This window comes from Nonomuraea sp. NPDC050643, assembly GCF_040654715.1.
In the GTDB taxonomy this organism is placed as follows: domain Bacteria; phylum Actinomycetota; class Actinomycetes; order Streptosporangiales; family Streptosporangiaceae; genus Nonomuraea.
The window spans coordinates 193545-214154 of record NZ_JBFAIM010000007.1; the positions used below are offsets into that span (position 1 = coordinate 193545).

19 protein-coding genes and 1 pseudogene are annotated in these 20610 nt (G+C 71.1%); 12 read left to right on the top strand and 8 right to left on the bottom strand.

The genetic code is table 11. From position 1 onward, the window contains the following. The first annotated feature begins 267 nt into the window (after nt 1-267). From AB0I15_RS11680 to AB0I15_RS11690, 3 genes are all read left to right on the top strand, one after another. A complete protein-coding gene (locus AB0I15_RS11680) occupies nt 268-1062 on the top strand; it encodes a Bax inhibitor-1/YccA family protein (protein WP_358093343.1) in 795 nt (264 codons plus the stop codon). A gap of 168 nt (nt 1063-1230) precedes the next feature. Beyond that, complete coding sequence (locus tag AB0I15_RS11685; protein WP_043628756.1) at nt 1231-1464, top strand: DUF4287 domain-containing protein; 234 nt, start codon at nt 1231-1233, stop codon at nt 1462-1464. A gap of 56 nt (nt 1465-1520) precedes the next feature. Continuing rightward, nucleotides 1521-1928 (top strand): PPOX class F420-dependent oxidoreductase, encoded by a 408-nt coding sequence (locus AB0I15_RS11690; protein WP_358093346.1) that lies wholly within the window; start codon nt 1521-1523, stop codon nt 1926-1928. A gap of 252 nt (nt 1929-2180) precedes the next feature. On the opposite strand, the gene AB0I15_RS11695 is transcribed toward AB0I15_RS11690, so the two are convergent. From AB0I15_RS11695 to AB0I15_RS11705, 3 genes are all read right to left on the bottom strand, one after another. Next, on the bottom strand, nt 2181-3398 hold the full coding sequence (locus AB0I15_RS11695) for an acetyl-CoA C-acetyltransferase (RefSeq protein WP_358093349.1): 1218 nt from the start codon (nt 3396-3398) through the stop codon (nt 2181-2183). Nucleotides 3399-3467: 69 nt separating this feature from the next. After that, nucleotides 3468-4811, bottom strand: a complete 1344-nt coding sequence (locus AB0I15_RS11700; protein ID WP_358093352.1) for a PQQ-binding-like beta-propeller repeat protein — start codon at nt 4809-4811, stop codon at nt 3468-3470. Between the two features lie 82 nt (nt 4812-4893). Continuing rightward, nucleotides 4894-5877: an SGNH/GDSL hydrolase family protein gene (locus AB0I15_RS11705; protein WP_358093354.1), complete on the bottom strand. Its 984-nt coding sequence runs from the start codon at nt 5875-5877 to the stop codon at nt 4894-4896. 128 nt (nt 5878-6005) lie between these two features. On the opposite strand from AB0I15_RS11705, the gene AB0I15_RS11710 reads away from it, so the two are divergent. After that, a complete protein-coding gene (locus tag AB0I15_RS11710) occupies nt 6006-7376 on the top strand; it encodes a cystathionine beta-synthase (RefSeq protein ID WP_358093357.1) in 1371 nt (456 codons plus the stop codon). On the opposite strand, the gene AB0I15_RS11715 is transcribed toward AB0I15_RS11710, so the two are convergent. Beyond that, nucleotides 7373-8230, bottom strand: coding sequence for an NAD(P)-binding domain-containing protein (locus AB0I15_RS11715; protein WP_358093360.1), 858 nt, complete (start codon nt 8228-8230; stop codon nt 7373-7375). The two genes, AB0I15_RS11710 and AB0I15_RS11715, sit on opposite strands and share 4 nt — an antisense overlap. Before the next feature lie 65 nt (nt 8231-8295). Here AB0I15_RS11715 and AB0I15_RS11720 point away from each other — a divergent pair, with 65 nt between their 5' ends. Continuing rightward, nucleotides 8296-11382: a BTAD domain-containing putative transcriptional regulator gene (locus AB0I15_RS11720; RefSeq protein WP_358093363.1), complete on the top strand. Its 3087-nt coding sequence runs from the start codon at nt 8296-8298 to the stop codon at nt 11380-11382. Here AB0I15_RS11720 and AB0I15_RS11725 read toward each other — a convergent pair. Next, nucleotides 11305-12327: pseudogene (locus tag AB0I15_RS11725) on the bottom strand (histidine kinase); the annotation flags it as partial. The gene AB0I15_RS11720 and the pseudogene AB0I15_RS11725 sit on opposite strands and share 78 nt — an antisense overlap. Before the next feature lie 192 nt (nt 12328-12519). Between AB0I15_RS11725 and AB0I15_RS11730 the strand changes: the two are divergent. Both AB0I15_RS11730 and AB0I15_RS11735 read left to right on the top strand, forming a co-directional pair. Beyond that, on the top strand, nt 12520-12714 hold the full coding sequence (locus AB0I15_RS11730; RefSeq protein WP_358093366.1) for a hypothetical protein: 195 nt from the start codon (nt 12520-12522) through the stop codon (nt 12712-12714). A 125-nt stretch (nt 12715-12839) separates the two neighbouring features. After that, nucleotides 12840-13979: a cystathionine gamma-synthase gene (locus AB0I15_RS11735; protein WP_358093369.1), complete on the top strand. Its 1140-nt coding sequence runs from the start codon at nt 12840-12842 to the stop codon at nt 13977-13979. A gap of 21 nt (nt 13980-14000) precedes the next feature. Here the strand turns inward: AB0I15_RS11735 and AB0I15_RS11740 are convergent, their stop codons facing one another. After that, nucleotides 14001-14432, bottom strand: coding sequence for a hypothetical protein (locus AB0I15_RS11740; protein ID WP_358093372.1), 432 nt, complete (start codon nt 14430-14432; stop codon nt 14001-14003). A gap of 275 nt (nt 14433-14707) precedes the next feature. Between AB0I15_RS11740 and AB0I15_RS11745 the strand changes: the two genes are divergently transcribed. From AB0I15_RS11745 to AB0I15_RS11755, 3 genes are all read left to right on the top strand, one after another. Next, the gene (locus tag AB0I15_RS11745; RefSeq protein ID WP_358093375.1) at nt 14708-15130 is read left to right on the top strand and encodes a DUF6292 family protein; all 423 of its coding nucleotides are present in this window, start codon (nt 14708-14710) and stop codon (nt 15128-15130) included. A 200-nt stretch (nt 15131-15330) separates the two neighbouring features. Continuing rightward, nucleotides 15331-15957: a DUF5753 domain-containing protein gene (locus AB0I15_RS11750; protein ID WP_358093659.1), complete on the top strand. Its 627-nt coding sequence runs from the start codon at nt 15331-15333 to the stop codon at nt 15955-15957. Further along, a complete protein-coding gene (locus tag AB0I15_RS11755; RefSeq protein WP_358093378.1) occupies nt 15954-16172 on the top strand; it encodes a DUF397 domain-containing protein in 219 nt (72 codons plus the stop codon). The genes AB0I15_RS11750 and AB0I15_RS11755 overlap by 4 nt, the downstream gene beginning before the upstream one ends. Before the next feature lie 134 nt (nt 16173-16306). On the opposite strand, the gene AB0I15_RS11760 is transcribed toward AB0I15_RS11755, so the two are convergent. Together AB0I15_RS11760 and AB0I15_RS11765 are read right to left on the bottom strand one after the other, a co-directional pair. Further along, on the bottom strand, nt 16307-17278 hold the full coding sequence (locus AB0I15_RS11760) for a zinc-dependent alcohol dehydrogenase family protein (protein ID WP_358093380.1): 972 nt from the start codon (nt 17276-17278) through the stop codon (nt 16307-16309). 204 nt (nt 17279-17482) lie between these two features. Continuing rightward, nucleotides 17483-17941, bottom strand: a complete 459-nt coding sequence (locus tag AB0I15_RS11765; protein WP_358093383.1) for a MarR family transcriptional regulator — start codon at nt 17939-17941, stop codon at nt 17483-17485. 158 nt (nt 17942-18099) lie between these two features. Here AB0I15_RS11765 and AB0I15_RS11770 point away from each other — a divergent pair, with 158 nt between their 5' ends. Both AB0I15_RS11770 and AB0I15_RS11775 read left to right on the top strand, forming a co-directional pair. After that, complete coding sequence (locus AB0I15_RS11770; RefSeq protein ID WP_358093385.1) at nt 18100-19326, top strand: MFS transporter; 1227 nt, start codon at nt 18100-18102, stop codon at nt 19324-19326. A 43-nt stretch (nt 19327-19369) separates the two neighbouring features. Beyond that, the gene (locus tag AB0I15_RS11775; RefSeq protein WP_358093388.1) at nt 19370-20587 is read left to right on the top strand and encodes a cytochrome P450; all 1218 of its coding nucleotides are present in this window, start codon (nt 19370-19372) and stop codon (nt 20585-20587) included. The last annotated feature ends 23 nt before the right edge of the window (nt 20588-20610 follow it).

The window sequence follows — 20610 nt, forward strand, 5'->3', positions numbered from 1 at the left end:
TCTGCACTCAGTTTCTTTCCGTGAATGGTTGACTACGCTTTACAACCGGCCTTTTCCGCTTCCGGAAAACTTCCGGGCCCGCCGTCGGCCCCCTCCGGCCGGCCGGCCGGCCCCCAGGGCAAGATTTTTCCGCCTCCGTTGACCATGGGAACTCTGGAGCGGGCATGTTCGTTGTGAACCCCGCCGAGTCCCGAATGACATCGATCTGAGCGTCAGTTGACCAAGGTGCCGCCGGGCCCCATAGGCTCGGCGTCACAGGAGGCAGCGATGGAGAGCAAGAACCCCGTATTCAGCAGGTCGCGGAAGCAGGCCGCGTCGGGCTGGGCCGGCCCGGCCCCGTCCCCCGACCAGCTGCAGAACATGTACGACGCCCCGTCGTACGCCCCGCCGTCCAGGCCGGCTTACCGCACCATGACGCTCGACGACGTGGTGGTCCGAGGGTTCATGACCCTCGGCGCGCTCGTCGTGGCGGCGGCCGCGGCCTGGATACTCAACGTTCCGCCCATGGTGGCCATCGGCGCCGCGATCGTGGCACTGATCCTGGGGCTGATCGCCTCGTTCACCATGAGCACCAACCCGGCCCTCATCCTGGGCTACGCGGTGTTCGAGGGCATCTTCCTCGGGAAGATCAGCTCCGTCTTCGAGGGCATGATCAGCGGCATCGTGCTGCAGGCGGTGCTAGGCACGGCATTCGCGTTCGGCGCGGTGCTGACCGTCTACTCGTTGCGCATCATCCGCGTCACGCCCAAACTCGTGAAGTTCGGCATCGCCGCCGCGATCGCGGCCCTCGGGCTGCTGCTCGTCAACATGCTCGTCGGGATCTTCAACGACGGTGGCCTCGGTCTGCGCACCGACAGCCCCATCGGCTGGGCGTTCAGCATCGTCATGATCCTGATCGGCTGCTTCTTCCTCCTGCTCGACTTCGACTCGATCGAGGAGGGCGTCAAGCAGGGCGCACCGGAGAAGTTCGCCTGGCAGTGCGCGTTCGGCCTGACGCTGAGCCTCGTGTGGATCTACCTCGAGGTGCTCCGCTTCATCAGCTACTTCAGCAACAGCGACTGATCGTTCAGCACCGCTTCACCCTAGAGGGCCTCGCCGATCCGGCGGGGCCCTCTCGCTGTGCGACCGAAAATCTACCCGCCGTCACAAAATGATGCCTGGCTCAGGGGTTGCCATTCTCACGTCCGTGTTGCAGTGTCAAGCAAAGGACCTTAATCCGCGGAGGTGCCCATGTCCTTGAACCACTCACCGGAGACGCAGACGAAGCTCATCGCAAGGGTCCCGACCATAACGGGACGCGAACTCCCAGAGTGGTTCCAAGCCATCGACAACGGCCCGGCTTTCCTGAGGTGCGACGAGCGGGCCAACTGGCTTGCCGACGAGCACGGGCTGACCCACGGCTACGCCGCCGCGATCGTGCACGAACACGAGCGGCACCGCCGTAACCGCATGGGCTTCATTTAAGCCCAACCCGCCCCACGCGCCCGTGCACCCATGCGCGGGCGCGTCATCATGGGGGCATGGATCTCGACAAGGCACTCGCCTTCCTCCGCGACAATCACCACGCAGTCCTGATGACCCGGCATCGCGATGGGCGCCCGCAGATGTCACCGATCACCGCAGGAGTGCAGGACGGCCGTGTGGTCATCAGCACCAGGGAGACCGCGGTCAAGGTGCGCAACGTCCGCCGCGACCCGCACGTGTCGCTGTGCGTCTTCACGGACCGCTTCTACGGCGACTGGATCCAGGTCGACGGCACGGCCGACATCGTCTCGCTGCCGGAGGCCATGGAGCCGCTGGTCACCTACTACCGGGACATCTCGGGTGAGCATCCCGACTGGGCGGACTACCGCGCGGCCATGGAGCGGGAGCAGCGGGTGATCATGCGGATCACGCCGACGCACGCGGGCCCCGACCGCCACGGGTAGGCAGCCGGGGAAGACGGCCTGGGCGGGCGGCCAGGGAAGACGGCCTGGGCGGGGCGGCTCGGGGGAGACGGCCCGGGGGAGACGGCTCGGGCGGGCGGCAGGGGAGGCCGCGGAAGCCGGGCAACGGGGGCTCGCGTAACGGCGGGTCGCGTCGTCCGGTCAGCGGCCGTTTCCCTGGACCGCCCCGGCCACGTGCGGCGGGTGGCGGGCCGTGGCCCGCCGTAAGAGATGTCCCCCGCCGCGACGCAAGAGCTACGAGAGGCGCTCCACGACCATCGCCATACCCTGGCCGCCGCCCACGCACATCGTCTCGAGCCCGATGCTCTTGTCGTGGTGCTGCAGGCTGTTGATCAGCGTGGACGTGATCCGCGCCCCCGTCATCCCGAACGGGTGCCCGACCGCGATCGCCCCGCCGTTGACGTTGAGCCGGTCGAGGTCGATCCCCAGCTCCCGGTACGACGGGATCACCTGGGCCGCGAACGCCTCGTTGATCTCCACCAGGTCGATGTCCTCGATCGCCATCCCCGCCCTGGACAGCGCCTGCCGCGAGGCCGCCACCGGCCCGAGGCCCATGATCTCGGGCGACAGCCCCGACACCCCGGTGGACACGATCCTGGCCAGCGGCGTGATGCCGAGCTCGGCCGCCTTGACGTCGCTCATCACGACCACCGCCGCGGCCCCGTCGTTGAGCGGGCAGCAGTTGCCGGCCGTGACGGTCCCGTCGGGCCGGAAGACGGGGGCCAGCCCGGCGACCTTCTCGTACGTCGTCCCGGCGCGCGGCCCGTCGTCCTTGGCGACCACCGTCCCGTCGGGCAGCGTCACGGGCGTGATGTCCTTCTGCCAGAACCCGTCGGCCAGCGCCTTCTCCGCCAGGTTCTGCGAGCGCACGCCGAACTCGTCCTGCTCCTGGCGGGAGACGCCCTTGAGCTGGGCCAGGTTCTCGGCGGTCTGGCCCATGGCGATGTAGACGTCGGGGAGCTCGCCGTCCTCGCGCGGGTCGTGCCAGACGCGCCCGCCCTCCTCGTACGTCTTGGTGCGCGCCCGCGCGTCGAGGAAGAGCGGGTTGTGCGTGTCGGGCAGGGAGTCGGAGTTGCCCTTGGTGAAGCGGGACACGGTCTCCACCCCCGCCGACACGAACACGTCGCCCTCGCCCGCCTTGATGGCGTGGAAGGCCATCCTGGTGGTCTGCAGCGACGAGGAGCAGTAGCGGGTCACCGTGGTGCCGGGCACGTTGTCCAGCCCGAGCCGCACGGCCACCACCCGGGCCATGTTGAAGCCCTGCTCACCGCCGGGCAGCCCGCACCCGAGCATGAGGTCCTCGATGGAGGCCGGGTCGAGCTGGGGCACCTTGGCCAGCGCCGCCTGGATCATCTGCACGGTCAGGTCGTCGGGACGGATCTCCTTGAGCGACCCCTTGAAGGCTCGTCCGATCGGGGAACGCGCGGTTGCGACGATGACTGCCTCGGGCATGGCCCCTCCTTTGTCGGCGCTAATAGTAGAACTATATTCCAGTTCTCCGCGCAAGCCCCGCCCGGCCCCTCATCCGTACATGCCCGGCGCCGTCGCCGTGTGGTCGTTCACCGCGTGCACGGCCCCCTTCTCGTCGCGCCACAGCCGCCACCCCTCCTGGCTGCCCGTGAACCAGGGCGGCGGCGCCATGCCCGGGGAGGCCCGCTTGCCGGTGCCGAGGTCGTATTCGCACAGCGCGGCCGTGGAGTAGAAGCCCGGAGCCTGCCCGCGCAGCGGCAGGGGCTTGGGGTCGGTGACGCAGAAGGACCAGCCGCGCTCCTCCTCCACCGGCACCGGCCTGCCCGAGACGATGTCGAAGGCCGTGCCCTTGGCGTTGTGCTTGAGGAAGCCCAGCTTGTCCATGCGGTCGGGGAAGGCCAGCCACCAGCCCGACCCGGGGACGTCGGCGGCGGTGACCTGGCCGAGCACGCGCCCGGTCGCCGAGTCGAGCCGGGCGAAGCCGCCGTAGGAGCCCTGGCGGTCGACCGGGCGTACGACGGGGGCGAAGCCGGGGCTGCCGCTCGGATAGACGCGTACGACCGAGGGCCGCATCCAGTTGATCGTCCCGTCGGCGATCTTGACGGAGAACAGCCCGAAGGTGGAGACCTTCTTCGTCTGCGGGTTGGTGTAGGGGGCGACGTAGCCGACCATGTCGTCGCCGCTCGCGCCGAACGCCCACCCGCCCGACATGTCGATCCCGGGGCCGAGCGCCTGCTCGATGGGCTGCTGCCACTGGAGCTTGCCGGTCTTGAGCTCGTACGACTCGATCATGGGGTTGGCGGCCAGCCTGAGCAGCAGGACCCGGCCCTGGTCGGACCACTCGACCTCGGAGATCCCCGGCAGCTTCCACAGTTGCCTGCCGGTCGCCGGGTCGAGCACCACCATGCGCGCCTTGGCCAGCGCGGTGTGCTCCGACAGGCAGATGTACGGCCCGCAGCGCTGCGGGCCGAACGTCGAGTGCACCGGCCTGGTCCACTTCTGCACCCCGGAGTGCGCGTCGCGGGCGATCAGGGTGGCGTTCCAGCGGGCCTTCTTGCCCGGGTCGAGCGCGACGATCACGCCCTGGTCCTTGCCGGTCTCCACGACCGCGGGGGCCGAGACGCCCATGCCGGGCAGGCGGCCCGCGATCGTGGCGGGGTAGGCCCACAGGCGCTTGCCGTCGTTCAGGGAGACGGCGACGGTCTCGAGCGATCCGTCGGGCTTCATGGAGGTGGTGGCGACGACCCCGCCGGCCACCGCCATCCGGCTGACGGCGTTGACCTGGGTGTTGTGCCAGGTCAGGAACTTCGAGGTGGCCGCGTCGCTGCCGGAGCAGGCGGTGGCGGCCAGGGCCCCGGCGAGGGCGAGGGAGGTTTTCCAGAGGGGTCGGAGCACGGGCAGAACACTCCAAAGAGGACGAGGAGTGACGGCTCCGGCTCGGAGGGTAACCGGCTCGGGGCGCGATCTCGCCGAGCCGTCAGGCGTCGTTGAGCGTCTCGCCGAGTCGCCGGCGGAACAACGTCGCCCACTTGCCGTGCAGGCCCGTCGCCCGCCCGTCGACCCGGGTCGCGGCGACCTCGGTGCCGGGCTCCTCCGCGGCCGTAGCCGCCGCAAGGTAGATCGGTTGCAGTGCCTCGCCGCGCGCGGGGCGCGGCTCAGGCCACAGCCCCAACGCAGCGCACACTGACGGTAGCACCGCGTAAGCGGCCTGCGCGTAACCTCGGTCAGATGGATGGAAACGATCCGGTCCGAACATTTCTGACGGATTTGTGGCGAACTCGGGCCCCAGGACGTCGGCGAACGCCACCGTACGGCCGCCCGCGTCCACCACGGCCACCGTCTGCGCCGCCGCGAGCTGACGGCTCCAGCGCCGGGTCACCCAGCGCAGCGGCTGCGCGATCGGCCGGACCGTGCCGAGATCGGGGCAGGTGCCGACGACCACCTCCATCCCCGCGTCGCGCAGCCGCCGCACGGCCTTGGTCAGATGCCGTACGGCCGCCGCCGGCGGCGTCTGGGTGATGATGTCGTTGGCCCCCACGAAGATCACCGCCATGTGGGCCTTCATGGCGAGGGCGAGGTCCACCTGCTCGCCCAGCTCGGCCGAGGGGGTGCCCGACTTGGCGGCGACGAGCAGGTCCACCGGCCGCTCGGCGACCGCGGCCAGGCCGTGGGCGAGCAGCACGCCGGGGGTGTGGGCCGGGTCGGTCATGCCGAGGCCGACGGCCGTGGAGTCGCCGAGCATGGCCAGCTTGAGCGGCTCGCCGGGGAAGTCGCCGTACACGCCGTCGGAGGGCGGGCCGTCCAGGCCGTGCGGGCGGCCGATGACCCTGCGGGCGAGGAGTCCCTCCGCGATCAGCAACCCGTACGCCGTGGCGCCGAGCGCCGTCAGCCCGCCGCCTCCGAGAGCCGCCGCGGTCGCGATCTTCCGCGCCGCGCGCGCCATGCCAGCTGCCCAGACCACGTGGGTGCCCTCCCCGGTCGAACTCGGCGGTAGCGTTTGCTTGAAAACTAGCCGAGGCCCTGCCACCCCCACCGGACCTCGGCCATTGGCAAGCTGATCAAGCTTCGGCAAAGAAGGTGAACACCTCGGTGCGCGTTTACGATTCCTTGGTCGATCTGATGGGGAACACCCCACTGGTCCGGCTGCACAAGGTCACCGCGGGAGTGCCCGCCCAGGTGCTCGCCAAGGTCGAATATTTCAACCCGGGGGGCTCGGTCAAGGACCGCATCGCGGTGCGCATGATCGAGGCCGCCGAGAAGTCGGGCGAGCTGCGGCCCGGCGGCGTGATCGTGGAGCCGACGTCCGGCAACACGGGTGTGGGCCTGGCCATCGTGGCCCAGCGGAAGGGCTATCGGTGCCTGTTCGTGGTGCCCGACAAGGTGGCCCAGGACAAGATCGCGGTGCTGCGCGCGTACGGGGCCGAGGTCGTCGTCTGCCCGACCGCCGTCTCGCCCGACCATCCCGACTCCTACTACTCGGTCTCCGACCGGCTGGCCCGCGAGGTGCCGAACGCCTGGAAGCCGGACCAGTACTCCAACGTCAACAACCCGGATTCGCACTACCACTCGACGGGTCCCGAGATCTGGGAGCAGACCGAGGGCCAGGTGACGCACTTCGTGGCGGGCATCGGCACCGGCGGCACGATCAGCGGCACGGGGCGTTACCTGAAGGAGGTCTCCGGCGGGCGGGTCAAGATCATCGGGGCCGACCCCGAGGGCTCGGTCTACTCCGGCGGGTCCGGGCGGCCCTACCTGGTGGAGGGGGTCGGCGAGGACATCTGGCCGGCCACGTACGACACCGAGATCTGCGACGAGATCATCGCGGTGTCCGACAAGGAGTCCTTCAACATGACCCGCCGCCTCGCCCGCGAGGAGGGGCTGCTGGTCGGCGGGTCCTGCGGCATGGCCGTGGTGGCGGCGCTGCGGGTGGCGGCCCAGGGCTCGCCCGGCGACGTGGTGGTCGTGCTGCTGCCCGACGGCGGCCGCGGCTACCTGTCGAAGATCTTCAACGACGACTGGATGGCCGACTACGGCTTCCTGATCACGTCGTCCGACGAGGGGCTGGTCCGCGACGTGCTGGCGCGCAAGCAGCCGGGGATGCCGGAGTTCGTGCACGCGCACCCCCACGAGTCGGTCGGCACCGCCATCGCGATCATGCGTGAATACTCGGTGTCGCAGCTTCCGGTGATGAAGGAGGAGCCGCCGGTCATGGCGGCCGAAGTGGTCGGCTCCATCGTGGAGCGCGATCTTCTCGAAGCCCTCTATCACGGCCGGCTCTCCTCCGACGACCCGATCGCTGATCACATGTCCGCTCCGCTACCCATGATCGGCAGTGGTGAACCTGTGGCTCGTGCGGTGGAAGCGCTGGAGAAGGCGGATGCGGCTGTTGTGCTGGAAGACGGCAAGCCCTCCGGCCTGCTCACCCGGCAGGACCTGCTCGCCTTCCTCGCCAATCACTAGGGTTTGCTGATCGATTCGATCACGGTGCCGAGGCCCTCGTCGCCGCGGCCTTCGGCGTCGGCGCGCTCGAAGAGCCGGTGCAACGCCTTCGGCACCGTGGTCTCCAGCCCGGCCTGCTCCAGCGCCTCCACGGCGTGGCCGAGGCCGACGGCCTGCATGTGCAGGGAGTTCTCCCCGCCCGGGTGCACCCCGGCGGTGATCTCCTCGGCCAGGATCTTGGCGTACCCCATGGGCCCGTCGCCGCCGAGCTGGCTGAACAGGTCCCGGGCGAACGGCAGGAACTCCGCCGGCGTCGCCCCGGCCGTGCGCAGCAGCGCGGTGGCGTGCATGAAGCTGGTCAGGCTGGACCAGAAGATCAGCAACTGGGCCTGGTAGTACATCATCGCCAGGCCCGGATCGGTCCCCACGTAGGTGACCGCGCTCAGCGCCTCGAGGGTCGCGGCGTGCCGGCCGAGCACGTCCTCCGGCCCGCTGTAGAACGTGTACGCCCCCGGCTGCCCGATCCCGGGCGGCGGCACCATGATGCCCGCGGTGATCAGCGTGCCCCCGCGCCCCGTCACCCAGCCGGCCGCCGCGCGCAGCTCCTCCGGGGTGCCGGAGGAGAGGTTGACCACCACCTTCCCGTCCAGCCGGGCGTCGCCGAGGCTGTCGTACATCGCCTGGTAGCCGATCTGGCTGACCACCAGCAGGTCGCCGTCGGCCGCCGTCGCCGCCCGCGCGGCCCCCTGGGCCACCAGCGGGTCGGCCTTGCCCGCCGTACGGTTCCACACCGCCACCTCGTGACCGGCGGCCAGGAACGTCTCGGCCATCTTCGAGCCCATCGGGCCCAGTCCCACTACTGTCACTCGACTCATGCCCCCACCATCGGACCGGCCGCTACGGAAATCCTTCGGACCCGCTACGGGTTGGTCATGGTGTGGTGCGTTTCGGGGTGCTCGGGCCGTTGCAGGTCTGGGCGGACGACGGCTCGCCCGTACCGGTGGCCGAGGCCAAGGTGCGGGCGCTCCTGGCCGACCTGCTCGCGCACGGGGGCGGCCCCGTCTCGGCGGACCGGCTGATCGACGACCTGTGGCGGGTGCCCACCCGGAACCCGCTGGGCACCCTCCAGGCCCGCGTCTCCCAGCTCCGCCGCTCGCTCGGCGACCCCGGCGCGGTCGTGCTCGGGCCGGCCGGCTACCGGCTGGCCGAGCACGACTCCGACGCCGCCCGCTTCGTGGCTCTGGTCCAGCGGCGTTCGCGGGACCTTTCCGCGCGGGCCGCCGAGCTCGACGAGGCCCTCGCGCTGTGGCGCGGCCCCGCCTACGCCGACTTCGCCGATGCCGGCTTCGCCCGCGCCGAGATCGCGCGCCTGGAGGAGACGCGCCTGGCGGCCCTCGAAGAGCAGGCCGAGACACGTCTCGAACTGGGCGAACCCGTGGACCTCGGCGACCTGGTCGCCCTGCATCCGCTGCGGGAGCGGCTGGTGGTGGCGCACATGAAGGCGCTCTACCGGGGTGGGCGCCAGGGGGAGGCGCTGGCGGCGTACGCGGGGTTGCGGGCGCGGCTGGGGGAGGAGCTGGGGCTGGACCCGTCGCCGGAGTCGGCCGCGCTGCACCAGGCGATCCTGCGCCAGGACGCGGACCTGGCGCCCGCGACCCGGACCGGACTGCCCGCGCCCCCGACCAACCTGCCCGCGCCGCTGACCGACCTGATCGGGCGGGACGCGGAGCTGGCCGAGGTGCGGGGGCTGCTGGAGAGCTCTCGCCTGGTGACGCTCACGGGGCCGGGCGGCGTCGGCAAGACGCGGCTGGCGCTGTCGGCGGCCCGCGCCTCGAGTCCTCCCGACGGGGTGTGGCTGGTCGAGCTGGCGGGCGCGGCCGACGCGGCGGAGGCGGTCGCGGCCGTGCTCGGGGTGCGCGACGACGGCGCCGCCCCGCTGGTGCCCAGACTGGCCGCCGCGCTGGCGGCCAAGCGCGTGCTGCTGGTGCTCGACAACTGCGAGCACCTGGTGGGCGGGGTGGCCGGGCTGGTGTCCGCGCTGCTGCGGGCCGCACCCGGGCTGCGCGTGCTGGCCACCAGCCAGGAGCCGCTGAGCGTGACCGGCGAGTGCGTACGGGTGGTGCCGCCGCTGCCCGAGGCCGAGGCCGTACGGCTGTTCACGGACCGGGCGAACGTCGAGGCGAGCGAGACTGTGGCCACCATCTGCCGGCGGCTCGACGGCATCCCGCTGGCTCTGGAGCTGGCCGCCACGCGGGTGCGGGCCCTCGGGGTGCGGGAGCTGGCGAACCGGCTGGACGACCGCTTCAGGCTGCTCAGCGCCGGGATGCGCGACGCACCCGCCAGGCAGCGCACCCTGCGGGCGATGATCGACTGGAGCTGGGAGCTGCTGACCGGGCCCGAGCGGGTGGTGCTGCGGCGGCTGGCCGTGCACGCCGGCGGGTGCACGCTGGAGGCGGCCGAGGAGGTGTGCGCCGAGCCCGGCGTGGACGTGGTCGACGCGCTGGCCAGGCTGGTGGACCGGTCGCTGGTGGTGCGCGTCCGGGGGGCGCGGTATCGGCTGCTGGAGTCGGTGACGGCGTACTGCGTGGAGCGGTTGCGGGAGGCGGGGGAGCACGACCTGATCAGGGAGCGGCACGCCCGCCACTACACCGCCCTGGCCGAACGGGCCGACCTCAGAGGGCCGGGGCAGCGGGAGTGGCTGGCCCGGCTCGACGCGGAGAGCGCCAACCTGCGGCTCGCCCTCTCGGGGCCGGAGCCGTTGCGCCTGGTCAACGCCCTGGCCTGGTACTGGATCCTGCGGGGCCGCCTGCGTGAGGCGCGCCGCGCCCTGACCACGGCCCTCGACGCCCCTACAGGGGACGCCGCGCGGGCCTCGGTCTGGCTGGCGGGGGTCGAGCTGCTGATCGGGAAGCCGATGCCGGACGTGCGGCGGGGCGCCCTGGACGCCGCGGGGACGGCGCTGGCCGACTGGCTCCTGAGCCACGTGCGCTGGGCGTACGGCGACCTGCGGGCGCACGAGGCGGCGGCGAACCGGGCGCTGCGGGCCTTCGAGGCGCTGGACGATCGATGGGGGGTGGCGGCGGCCCTGTGCCTGCGGGGCAAGCTCGTCGGCGGCCGGGGCGACCTGGACGGGATGGAGCGCGACGGGGAGCGGGGGCTGGCGCTGTTCAGGGAGCTGGGGGACGGGTGGGGGCAGATCGAGGCCATGGACGTGCTCGACCGGGCGGCCGAGATCCGCGGCGACTATCCCAAGGCCACCCGCCTGCGTGAGGAGGGGCTGCGGCTGGCGGAGGAGCTCGGGTTCGAGGTGTCGTTCAAGCTGGCGGGGCTGGGCCGGATCCACCTGCTGGCGGGCGACTACGCGCGGGCCGACGACTACCACGAGCGGGCCAGGCGGCTGGCGGCCGAGCAGTCGTACATGCCCGCCGAGGAGAACGCGCTGCTCGGCCTGGCCATGAGCGCCCGGCGGCAGGGGCGCTACGTGGAGGCGGAGGAATATCTGGTGCCCGTGCTGGAGTGGCTGCGGCAGGTGAAGGGGACGCCCGGCATCGCCTTCATCATGGCCGAGCTGGGCTTCGCCGCCGAGCAGCGCGGCAACGCCGTCGACGCCCTGGCCAGGCATCGCGAGGGCTACACGGCCGCCCAGGCGAGCGGCGACCCCCGGGCGGTGGCGCTGGCGCTGGAAGGGCTGGCCGGGGCGCTGTCCCTGGCCCAGGGGGCCGAGGGGCGGGTGGCGGAGGCGGCGAGGCTGGCCGGGGCCGCGACGGCCCTGCGGCGGGACGTGGGAGCGCCGTTGCCCGCCGGCGAACGGCTGGACATGGACCGGATCACCCGGCGGCTCCGCGACACCCTGGGGGAGGAGGCGTACGGGCGGGCGTTCGAGTCAGGCCAGCGGGAATTCGGCGACCACCTCCCAGGCGCCCTCCGGGGACGGGCCCGCGTACAGCCGGCCGCCCAGCGCCTCCACCCGCTCGGCCATCCCGACCAGGCCGAACCCGCCGCCAAGACGGGACACCCGCGGATCTGACGAGGACCCGAAGTTCCGCACCCGCAGCAGCACCGCCCTCTCGTAACGCCGCAGGTCGGCCTCCACCCAGGCGGTACGGGGGGCGTGCTTGCGCACGTTCGTCAGCGCCTCCTGGAGCACCCGGTGCAGGGTGGTCATGACCTCCGGGGCCAGCGTGCGGTCGTCGAGGCCCTGGCCGATCTCGAAGGCCACCTTCGGGCCGTCGGAGGAGAACCGGTCGGTCAGCATGCGCAGGTCGGCCAGCGTGACGCCGGGCCTGCGGTCGGCGTCGTCCTCCGTGCGCAGCACGGTCACCATGCGCCGCATCGACGTCAGCGCCTCCGACCCGGCCGCGGCGATCGCGTCGAGGGCGGGCGCCACGGCGTCGGGCCGGGTCTCCGCTACCGTGCGCGCGGCCTGGGCCTGGACCACGATGCCCGTGATGTGGTGGGCGACCAGGTCGTGCAGCTCCCTGGCCAGTTCGAGGCGCTCCGCCCGCCGTACCGAGTGGACCGCCTCCGTGCGGCGTTCCTGCTGGAAGCGGAGGTAGCCGCCGACGCCGGCCGCCATCGACCAGCCCGCGAACAGCAGGAACGAGAACGCCAGCCCCGAGTTGACGTAGTCGCGCCCGCTCGCCTCCGCCATCAGGACGACCAGCGCCGCGCACGCGAGCGCCGCCGCCAGCCGCACCGGCTGCACGTGCCGCAGCACGCCGATGAGCAGGACCAGCAGCGCCCCCGTCTCCGCCGAGCCGGGCGCGCCCTCCAGCCCGGTGATCCCGATCAGCATCGAGACGGCGAACGACAGGGCCAGCATGACGCTGAAGCCCTCCAGCCGGTAGCGGCGCCGCAGCACGACCGCCGCGATGCCGCAGGCGCCGCAGAACGGCACGAGCCACTGCAGCCCTCCGACCGAGGCCGCGACCGCGAGATCGACGAGCTGCATCATGCCCAGCCAGCCGAGCATCGCGATCTCACTCAGCCGGCGGATCCAGTACACGACGCGCTTGCTATCCCCCACGGCTTCGAGCCTAGGCCGGAAGTCGGACAAGTCGTATCAACCGTTCGGCCGAGTGCGCCTTCAGCAGACCAGCCCTTCAGTGGAGGTGCCGGGCAGGGTGCATCGCCGATGCTGGGATATGTCGGAAGGGGACAGGAAATGGTGGCCATCGGGTTCGCGCTGCTGGGTGTGGGACTGGTCGTCGCGGTGCTGCTCGCCGTGGCCGACCCCGTGCTGCTCTCCCGGATCAACGGGGAGCACACGGAGGGCGGCAGGGGCCGGTTCATCAAGGCGGACGTCGTACACCTCCCGCCCAGGTCAGGCGGGGAACATCGGGAGCCCAAGGCGGCCTGACCAGCCGGCCCGCGCGGGCATGGTGCGCGGGCCCCACGGGCGGCCGTTGGGGAACGGCGGTCCGTACGCGGCCCGCGATCCGTTGGGGAACGGATCGCGGGCCGTCTTCCGTTAACGTGGCCTGTATGAGCAACGGTTTTGAGACCCTGGCCATCCACGCAGGTCAGGAGCCCGACCCGCTGACCGGCGCGGTCGTGCCACCGATCTACGCCACGTCCACGTACAAGCAGGACGGCGTGGGCGGGCTGCGGTCCGGATATGAGTACAGCCGCTCGGCCAACCCCACGAGGACCGCGCTCGAGAGCGCGCTGGCCGCCGTGGAGGGCGGGGCGCGCGGGCTCGCGTTCGCCTCGGGGCTGGCCGCCGAGGACGCCATCCTGCGTACGGTGTGCCGGCCGCAGGATCACGTGATCATCCCCAACGACGCGTACGGCGGCACCTACCGGCTCTTCGCCAAGGTGCACGAGCGCTGGGGCCTGCACTACGACCCCGTCCCGCTGCACAACCTCGACGCCGTGGCGGCGGCGATGACCCAGAAGACCAGGGTGGTCTGGGTCGAGACGCCCACCAACCCGCTGCTCGGCATCGCCGACATCGCCGCGCTGGCGCAGCTCGCCCACGACAACGAGGCGCTGCTGGTCGTGGACAACACGTTCGCCTCCCCCTACCTGCAGCAGCCCCTCTCCCTAGGGGCCGACATCGTCGTGCACTCGACGACCAAATACGTGGGCGGGCACTCCGACGTCGTCGGCGGGGCGCTGATCGCCGCCGATCGCGGGCTCGGCGAGGAGCTGACCTACAACCAGAACGCCATGGGGGCCGTGGCCGGGCCGTTCGACGCCTGGCTGACACTGCGCGGGCTCAAGACGCTCGGCGTACGCATGGACCGCCACTGCGACAACGCCGAGCGCGTCGTCGACCTGCTGCTGGCGCACCCGAAGGTGACCCAGGTGCTCTACCCGGGCCTGGACGAGCACCCCGGGCACGAGGTGGCGGCCAAGCAGATGAAGCGGTTCGGGGGCATGGTGTCGTTCCGCATGGCCGGGGGTGAGGAGGAGGCCGTGGCGATGTGCGACAGGGCCGAGCTGTTCACGCTGGGCGAGTCCCTGGGCGGGGTCGAGTCGCTCATCGAGCATCCGGGCAGGATGACGCACGCCTCGGCGGCCGGGTCGCCGCTGGAGGTGCCCGCCGACCTGGTGCGGTTGTCGGTCGGCATCGAGACCATCGACGACCTGCTCGCCGACCTGACGCGGGCCCTGGGCTGACCAGGTCGCCCCGGTCGGCGGTTAGGGCGTCGGCACCACCATCAGGAAGAGGATCACCAGCCAGATGATGGACAGCAGCCCGCTGATCGCGGCGATCCGGCCGTTCTGAACCTTCGCGTCGTCGTCCACGCTCTCACTGGAGAGCGCCCGGACGGCGGTGCGCAGGTCGCGGTCGATGATGACGAGCAGCACGACGGCGACGATGAACAGGGTCATCGACGCCGTCATGTACCACTTGCCGAGCAGCCCGTTGCCCATCACCACGCCGAGCGCCACCCCGAACACGAGAACGCCCAGGCTGCCCAGGCTGTAGATCCTCGTGGTGCGCTGGATGAACTGCAGCGCGGGCACGTTCTTGTTGCGGATGACGCGCGGCGCGGCCATCGTCGCGGCGGTGACCGGGCCGATCGTGAAGATCGCGAATCCGATGTGCAGCCAGAGAAGCAGGGACATGCCGCAGAGACTAGTCCCCGGCGATCTCAGTGGCTGACTCGACACTCTCTTTGCTCTCCGTGGAGCAACGCAGGCACAGCTCCGTGGCCGCTACCGCAACGACCATCAGCGCGATGAGGAGAACCGTGGCTATCATGGTCGCCCCTCCTTCCCCGTGTCGGACGTAAATATCGTCCGTAATGACTAGACGCATGTGCAACGGAATAAGTTCGTCGCGGGTATGGTTGTGCATCGCCGCTTTTTCCTTACCGTTTGGGCACAAGGAGGTGCCGTACGTGGCCATCAGGCACGTCGAGCCGTACACCGACGAGTGGTTGCAGCAGCCGATCGGCTACGTGCAGCATGTTCTCGCCGAGCTCGGATCCGAGGTCACGGACTGGTGGGAAGGCCCCTGCGACCCGCGTGACGCCACGCTGAGGCTCGCCGACGGCAGCGCGCTGGTGTGGGACGAGGAGAGCGGCTGGCGCCTGGGCGCCTTCGTCTCCGGCGGCCCGGGCAACCACACGGAGCTGGCCGGGGTCCGCTACCTCGGCCACGGCCTCCTGCCCCTGCCGAAACGGGTCCCGACGGCCTTGAGCGACGCGAAGGCCGGCGTCGGCGCCAGCTCGGCCTGGCGCCCCTGCTACCGCTCCCACCGCAACTGCCGCGACGGCTTCGACCTCGCCCTCGATTACTACCCGCGCTTCGTGGGCGCCTGAATCCTGATATTTCCGGCCCAACCGCAAGGGCCTTCGCCGGTCACGCGCTTCGCGCGGAATCGGCTCCGGGCTCCTCTTACGGGGGCCCAGCTCCCCCGAGCCCCCTTGCCGGGGGTCTCCCGACCCCCGGACCCCCGTGAGTGGGCCCGGTTCCGCCTGGGTGGCGGGGTTGCCCATCTGGCTTGCTCTTGGCCTGGCTGATGTGGGGAACCGGCGGACGGACACCGGTTTCGGCGGGACAGGTCGCTTGCGCAGGGGGCCGACTGCGAGGGCTTCACCGGCCGAAGATCGAGGCGGCGGCCAAGGTCATACGAGGTTGGGAGCCCTTCCTCGTGCCGGGGCTGCTGCAGACCGCCGACTACATTCGTGCGGTCCTGCGCGGGATCCCCGGGGCGACAGACACGGAAGTCGATGAGTATCTGCAGGTCAGGCTGCAGCGGCAAGCCATCTTCGACCGGCCGTCACCTCCCATCTTCACGGCGGTGATCGACGAGGGCGTATTGCACCGCCCGATCGGCGGGCGCGAGGTCATGCGGCAACAACTCGACCGGTTGCTCCTGCTGATGGAGCATCCGAAGATCACTGTTCAGGTGGTGCCGCTCGACGCCGGCATCGCGACCGGCCTCCTGGGCGGGTTCGCCATCGCGACGCTTGCCGATGCGCACGTCTGGGCGTATTTGGAGTCCGCCAGCAGCGGCCAGGTAACCGATCGCGTTGAGGAGATCGGGGCGATTAGCCTGAGATACGACACCATCCGTGCATGGGCTCATCCCGTGCACGTCTCCCGGGACGTGATACGCGAGATGCAAGCGAGGTATGACCGATGATGGTTGAGCAGCCTGACGAACTGGCGGACGCCGCCTGGCGTAGAGCCACGAAAACGGGCGCGAACGGTGGAAACTGTTTGGAGGTTGCTCCCCTGTCCGGCGGGCGTGTCGGCATCCGTGACTCCGAGGCGCCGGACCAGCCCCCATTTGTCGTTCGCCCTGAGGTGTGGGACGCCTTCATCGACGGCGCCAAGAAGGGCGAATTCGACTTCTGAGCGAGTCCTGGCAGAGCGGATCAGCCGCACCGAGGCGCTGTGACCGGCACCAGGCTGGTGTTTGGGACAGGTCGTCCCAGTGCGTGGACGTGGGATGCGTGGCCTCTGACGGTGTCGTCGATGGTGAGCCCGCGCTAGCTCCTCGTGGGGGTGAGCACGATTCTGCCGAACACCTCGCCGGCCTCCATCTTCTGGTGGGCCAGCACGGCCTGCTCCAGGGGCAGCACCTCGTGCACCACCACGTCCAGCTCGCCGTGGCTCGCGGCGGTGAGCAGGTCGGCGGTCACGGTGCGCCGGTCGGACTCGGGCACGGTGTTCGCGCTGAAGGTGGCGAACGACATCGACTTCTGGAACGCCGTGAACATCTCCATCGCGAAGTCCGCCGGCGGGTGGCCGGCGACGGCGCCGACGGCGACCATGCGGCCGTTCGGGTTGAGCCTGGTGAAGAACGAAGGCAGGTCCGCGCCGGCGACGATGTCGATGATGACGTCGTAGCCCGTGGGAGCGTCCGCATCTCCCTCACCGGTGCGGTCCAGTACGTGGGTCGCGCCGAGTTTGCGCAGACGGTCACCCCGTTCGGCCGAGGACGTCGTGACCGCCACCGCGCCGGCGCCCCCACGAGTCGCGAGCTGGACCGTCATGATCCCGATGCCGCCGGCCGCGCCGCGTACCAGCACTGACTCGCCCGGTGCGAAACGGGCGTGGCGGAGGCCGAAGTGGGCCACCATTCCGGAGCTCCCGAGCGTCACCGCTTCGACGGCCGACATGTTCGCCGGGAGGGGGAGGAGCCCCGCGGCCGGAGCGATCGCCTGCTCGGCATAGCCGCCGCCCAAGCCGACGAACGCCCACACGCGCCGCCCGGCCCATGACACGTCGACGCCTTCGCCGACCGCGGTCACGGTGCCCGCTATCTCGCCGCCGAGGATGTGACCCTCCTTGAAGCCGTAGGCGGCGACGGCACCGCTGCGGACCACGGCGTCGACGCCGCCGACGCCGATCGCCTCGATCGCGATCAGCACCTGCCCCGCAGCGGGGCTCGGGTCGGGGACCTCGATGACCGCGAGGCCCTCGGGCCTTCCGAACGCCTGGATGGCAACCGCCTTCAACGTCGTCTCCTTGTCCCGGGATCGATCGGGGCCGGTTCTGGCACCGCTCCTGGACATTAACGGACGCCCCCGTCCGTTCAGCCGAAGTGAGAGCGGCGACCGGCCGTTTGCCTCACACCTGGGCCGACGTGGGAGCGGGGCCGGTCATGCCAGCCGGTCCCGCCGCCCGCCAGGCCATCGACGGCTCAGCGCGGGCTTGGGGGGTCAGCGGGGCCAGGGCCGGCCGCTGTGCCGTTCGACGTCGGTGTTGAACTGCCGAAGGTCGGCGATGAAGCGTTCCAGGCGCTCGGACGGCCAGTCGGCCAGCACCTTGGCGATGCCCGTGGCGAGCCTGTCGCGCTCGGCGGTCAGCCGTTCGGCGCCCTTCCGCGTGATGCGGAACTTGCGGGCGATCGCGCCCTGGGGGTCGAGGGTGCGCTCGACCAGGCCGTCCTTGAGCAGGACGGCGGTCTGGCGGTTGAAGGTGGAGGCGGCCAGCCCGAACGCGTCCACGAAGTCGGCGATCGACATCGGGCCCTGCACTTCGAGCCGGGTGAGCAGCACGTACGCACTGCGTTCGAGGCGGTCGTCGCCCAGTGCGGGCTGTGGCGTGGTCAGCTCGCGTTGCCGCGTGAGGATCAGCAGTTCGCGCTCGACCTGTGCGCCCGCCTGCTCGGCATCCATTCGGCCGCCTCCGATCGTGCATGTGCTCTCACCTGCACGATACGTCAATGTGCATGATGCTCCGGATAGGCATAGTGCAACTTTTGTGCATCATGCATGCCATGTGTAGGGTGCATGCCATGACGGCTTCCGCGTCCCGACGACGTTCAGGAGCGATCGTGGCCACGCTGGCCGGGGCCGGGATCGTGGCGTCGGTGATGGGGACCCTGCTGGTGCCGCTCATCGGCGAACTCCCGCGGCTCCTGCACACCTCCTCCGCGAACGCGTCCTGGGTCGGGATCAGCACCATGCGCGACGTCGTACCGCCCGAACGCATGGGTGCGTCGGTGGCGTTGATGAGCTCGTCCCTGGGCATCGGCGGCGCCCTCGGCCTGCCGGTGGCGGCGGCCATCGCCGAGAACGCCGACTGGCACGTGCTGTTCTGGGCCTCGGCCGGCATCGCCGCCCTCGTCGGGATCGCGGTCGCGGTGTTCCTTCCGCACGTCCCGCCCGCGACGCGCGGACGTTTCGACGTCCCGGGCGCGATCGGGCTGGCCGCCGGGCTGGTCTGCCTGTTGCTCGCCGTCTCCAAGGGCGGTGACTGGGGGTGGGGCAGCGCGCCCACGCTCGGCCTGTTCGCCGCCGCCCTCGTGATCCTGCCGGCCTGGGGCTGGTACGAGCTGCGCACCCGCGACCCGCTGGTGGACCTGCGTACCACCGCCCGCCGCCAGGTCCTGCTCACCAATCTGGCCTCGGTGGTGGTCGGCTTCTCCATGTACGCCCAGGCGCTGGCCGCGCCCCAGCTCCTCCAGTTGCCCGAGGCGCTCGGCTATGGGCTGGGCCAGTCGATGCTGGCCGCCGGCCTGTGGATGGCGCCGGCAGGGCTGGTGATGATGGCCGTCTCGCCGATCGGCGCCCGGGTGTCGGGCCGTCGGGGGCCGCGTACGTCCCTGCTGATCGGCACCCTGATCATCGCGGCCGGCTACGCCCTGGCGCCGGCGCTGATGGGCACGGCGGCCGGCATCCTCGTCTTCGGCTGCGTGATCAGCGTCGGGGTGGCCTTCGCGTACGGGGCCATGCCCGCCCTCATCATGGGCGCCGTCCCGCGCTCGGAGACCGCCTCCGCCAACGGTTTCAACTCGCTCATGCGCTCGATCGGCATCACGGTCTCCAGCGCCGTCATCGGCGTCGTCCTCGCCCACATGACCCAGAACGCCGACGGGCACCCCATACCGACCGAGGCCGGCTTCCAGGTCGTCTTCGTCCTCGGCGGTGTGGTGGCGTTGGCGGCGGCCGGGGTGACGCTCGCCATCCCGCGCCGTACGACGTCGATCCCGCCCCTGACCGCCACGAAAGCCGCCACGAAAGCCGTGGTGGAGACCGAGCCCACCAGAAGCGCCTCGTGACCGCACGTCCTCATCGTCAGCCCCGTACCGAGGGAGATCTCGCATGAGTCAGAACGAGGAAGTCCTGTCCTATCCGCTGCCGTACGACACCGCGCTGTCGGCACCCGCCGAATGGGAGCGGCTGCGCGCCAAGTGCCCGGTGGCCACCATCGAGCTGCCCAGCGGCGACCACGCCAAGCTCCTGACCCGCCACGAGCACGTCAAGGGCCTGCTGGCCGACCCCCGCTTCGCCCGGCCCAAGGCCGGCGACAACGCCGCCCGGGTCGCGCCCGAAGGCACGGGCGGCGCCGCCGCCAACGGCGACATGGCACAGACCATCCCGGACAGGGGCGAGGGGCACCAGCAGTGGCGGCGCCTCGTCGGCAAGTATTTCACCGCCAAGCGCATGGCGGCCCTGCGTCCCGGCATGACCGAGATCGCCGAACGGCTCATCGCCGACATGGTGAGCGGCGGCGCCCCCGCCGACCTCAAGGCCGACCTCGGCTTCCCGCTGCCGGTGTACGTGATCTGCGACATGCTCGGCGTGCCCGCCGAGGACCGGCACCGCTTCTCCCACTGGTCGGACATGTTCCTCAGCACCTCCCGGTATTCCCAGGAGGAGACCGGCAAGGGCCTGGCCGAATTCATGCAGTACATGTCCGGCCACGTCACCGCCAAGCGCGCCACCCCGACCGACGACCTGATCGGCATGCTCATCAGGGAGAGCGAGGAGGAGGGTCAGGGGCTGACCGACGCCCAGCTCCTCAGCACCGCGATGGGCCTGCTGGTCGCCGGGCACGAGACCACCGCCAACATGATCGGCAAGATGGTGGCCATGCTTCTGGTGGACCGCACGCGCTGGGAACGCCTGCTGGCCGACCCCTCGCTCGTGCGTACCGCCGTGGAGGAGTCGCTGCGCTTCGACACCAACCTCGGCTTCGGCCTGCGCCGCTATCTCACCGAGGACGTCGACATCGACGGACAGACGCTGCCCGCCGGCACCACCGTCGTCTGCGGCATGCCCGCCGCCAACCGCGACGAGAGCGTCTTCGCCGGGGCCGACGACATGGACCTCGGCCGCAGCCCCAACCCCCACCTCACCTTCGGCGCGGGCCCGCACTCCTGCCTCGGCCAGGCCCTGGCCCGCACCGAGCTGCAGGTCGTGCTGGAAACGCTGCTCCGCAAACTGCCCACCCTGGAACTGGCGGTGCCGGAGCGGGACCTGCGCCGCGTCGAGGGGCTTCTCGTGGGCGGTCTCAGCGAGGTGCCCGTCCGCTGGTGACGACTCCGCCGCCGTCCGCCCCG

Excerpts from the sequence above, each read along its gene's own strand:
- AB0I15_RS11690 (WP_358093346.1), top strand. The coding sequence starts at position 1,521 with ATGGATCTCGACAAGGCACTCGCCTTCCTCCGCGACAATCACCACGCA.
- AB0I15_RS11685 (WP_043628756.1), top strand. The coding sequence starts at position 1,231 with ATGTCCTTGAACCACTCACCGGAGACGCAGACGAAGCTCATCGCAAGG.
- AB0I15_RS11765 (WP_358093383.1), bottom strand. The coding sequence starts at position 17,941 with ATGGATGCCGAGCAGGCGGGCGCACAGGTCGAGCGCGAACTGCTGATC.
- AB0I15_RS11680 (WP_358093343.1), top strand. The coding sequence starts at position 268 with ATGGAGAGCAAGAACCCCGTATTCAGCAGGTCGCGGAAGCAGGCCGCG.
- AB0I15_RS11740 (WP_358093372.1), bottom strand. The coding sequence starts at position 14,432 with ATGTCCCTGCTTCTCTGGCTGCACATCGGATTCGCGATCTTCACGATC.
- AB0I15_RS11730 (WP_358093366.1), top strand. The coding sequence starts at position 12,520 with ATGGTGGCCATCGGGTTCGCGCTGCTGGGTGTGGGACTGGTCGTCGCG.
- AB0I15_RS11755 (WP_358093378.1), top strand. The coding sequence starts at position 15,954 with ATGATGGTTGAGCAGCCTGACGAACTGGCGGACGCCGCCTGGCGTAGA.
- AB0I15_RS11775 (WP_358093388.1), top strand. The coding sequence starts at position 19,370 with ATGAGTCAGAACGAGGAAGTCCTGTCCTATCCGCTGCCGTACGACACC.
- AB0I15_RS11715 (WP_358093360.1), bottom strand. The coding sequence starts at position 8,230 with ATGAGTCGAGTGACAGTAGTGGGACTGGGCCCGATGGGCTCGAAGATG.
- AB0I15_RS11695 (WP_358093349.1), bottom strand. The coding sequence starts at position 3,398 with ATGCCCGAGGCAGTCATCGTCGCAACCGCGCGTTCCCCGATCGGACGA.
- AB0I15_RS11750 (WP_358093659.1), top strand. The coding sequence starts at position 15,331 with ATGTGGGGAACCGGCGGACGGACACCGGTTTCGGCGGGACAGGTCGCT.
- AB0I15_RS11735 (WP_358093369.1), top strand. The coding sequence starts at position 12,840 with ATGAGCAACGGTTTTGAGACCCTGGCCATCCACGCAGGTCAGGAGCCC.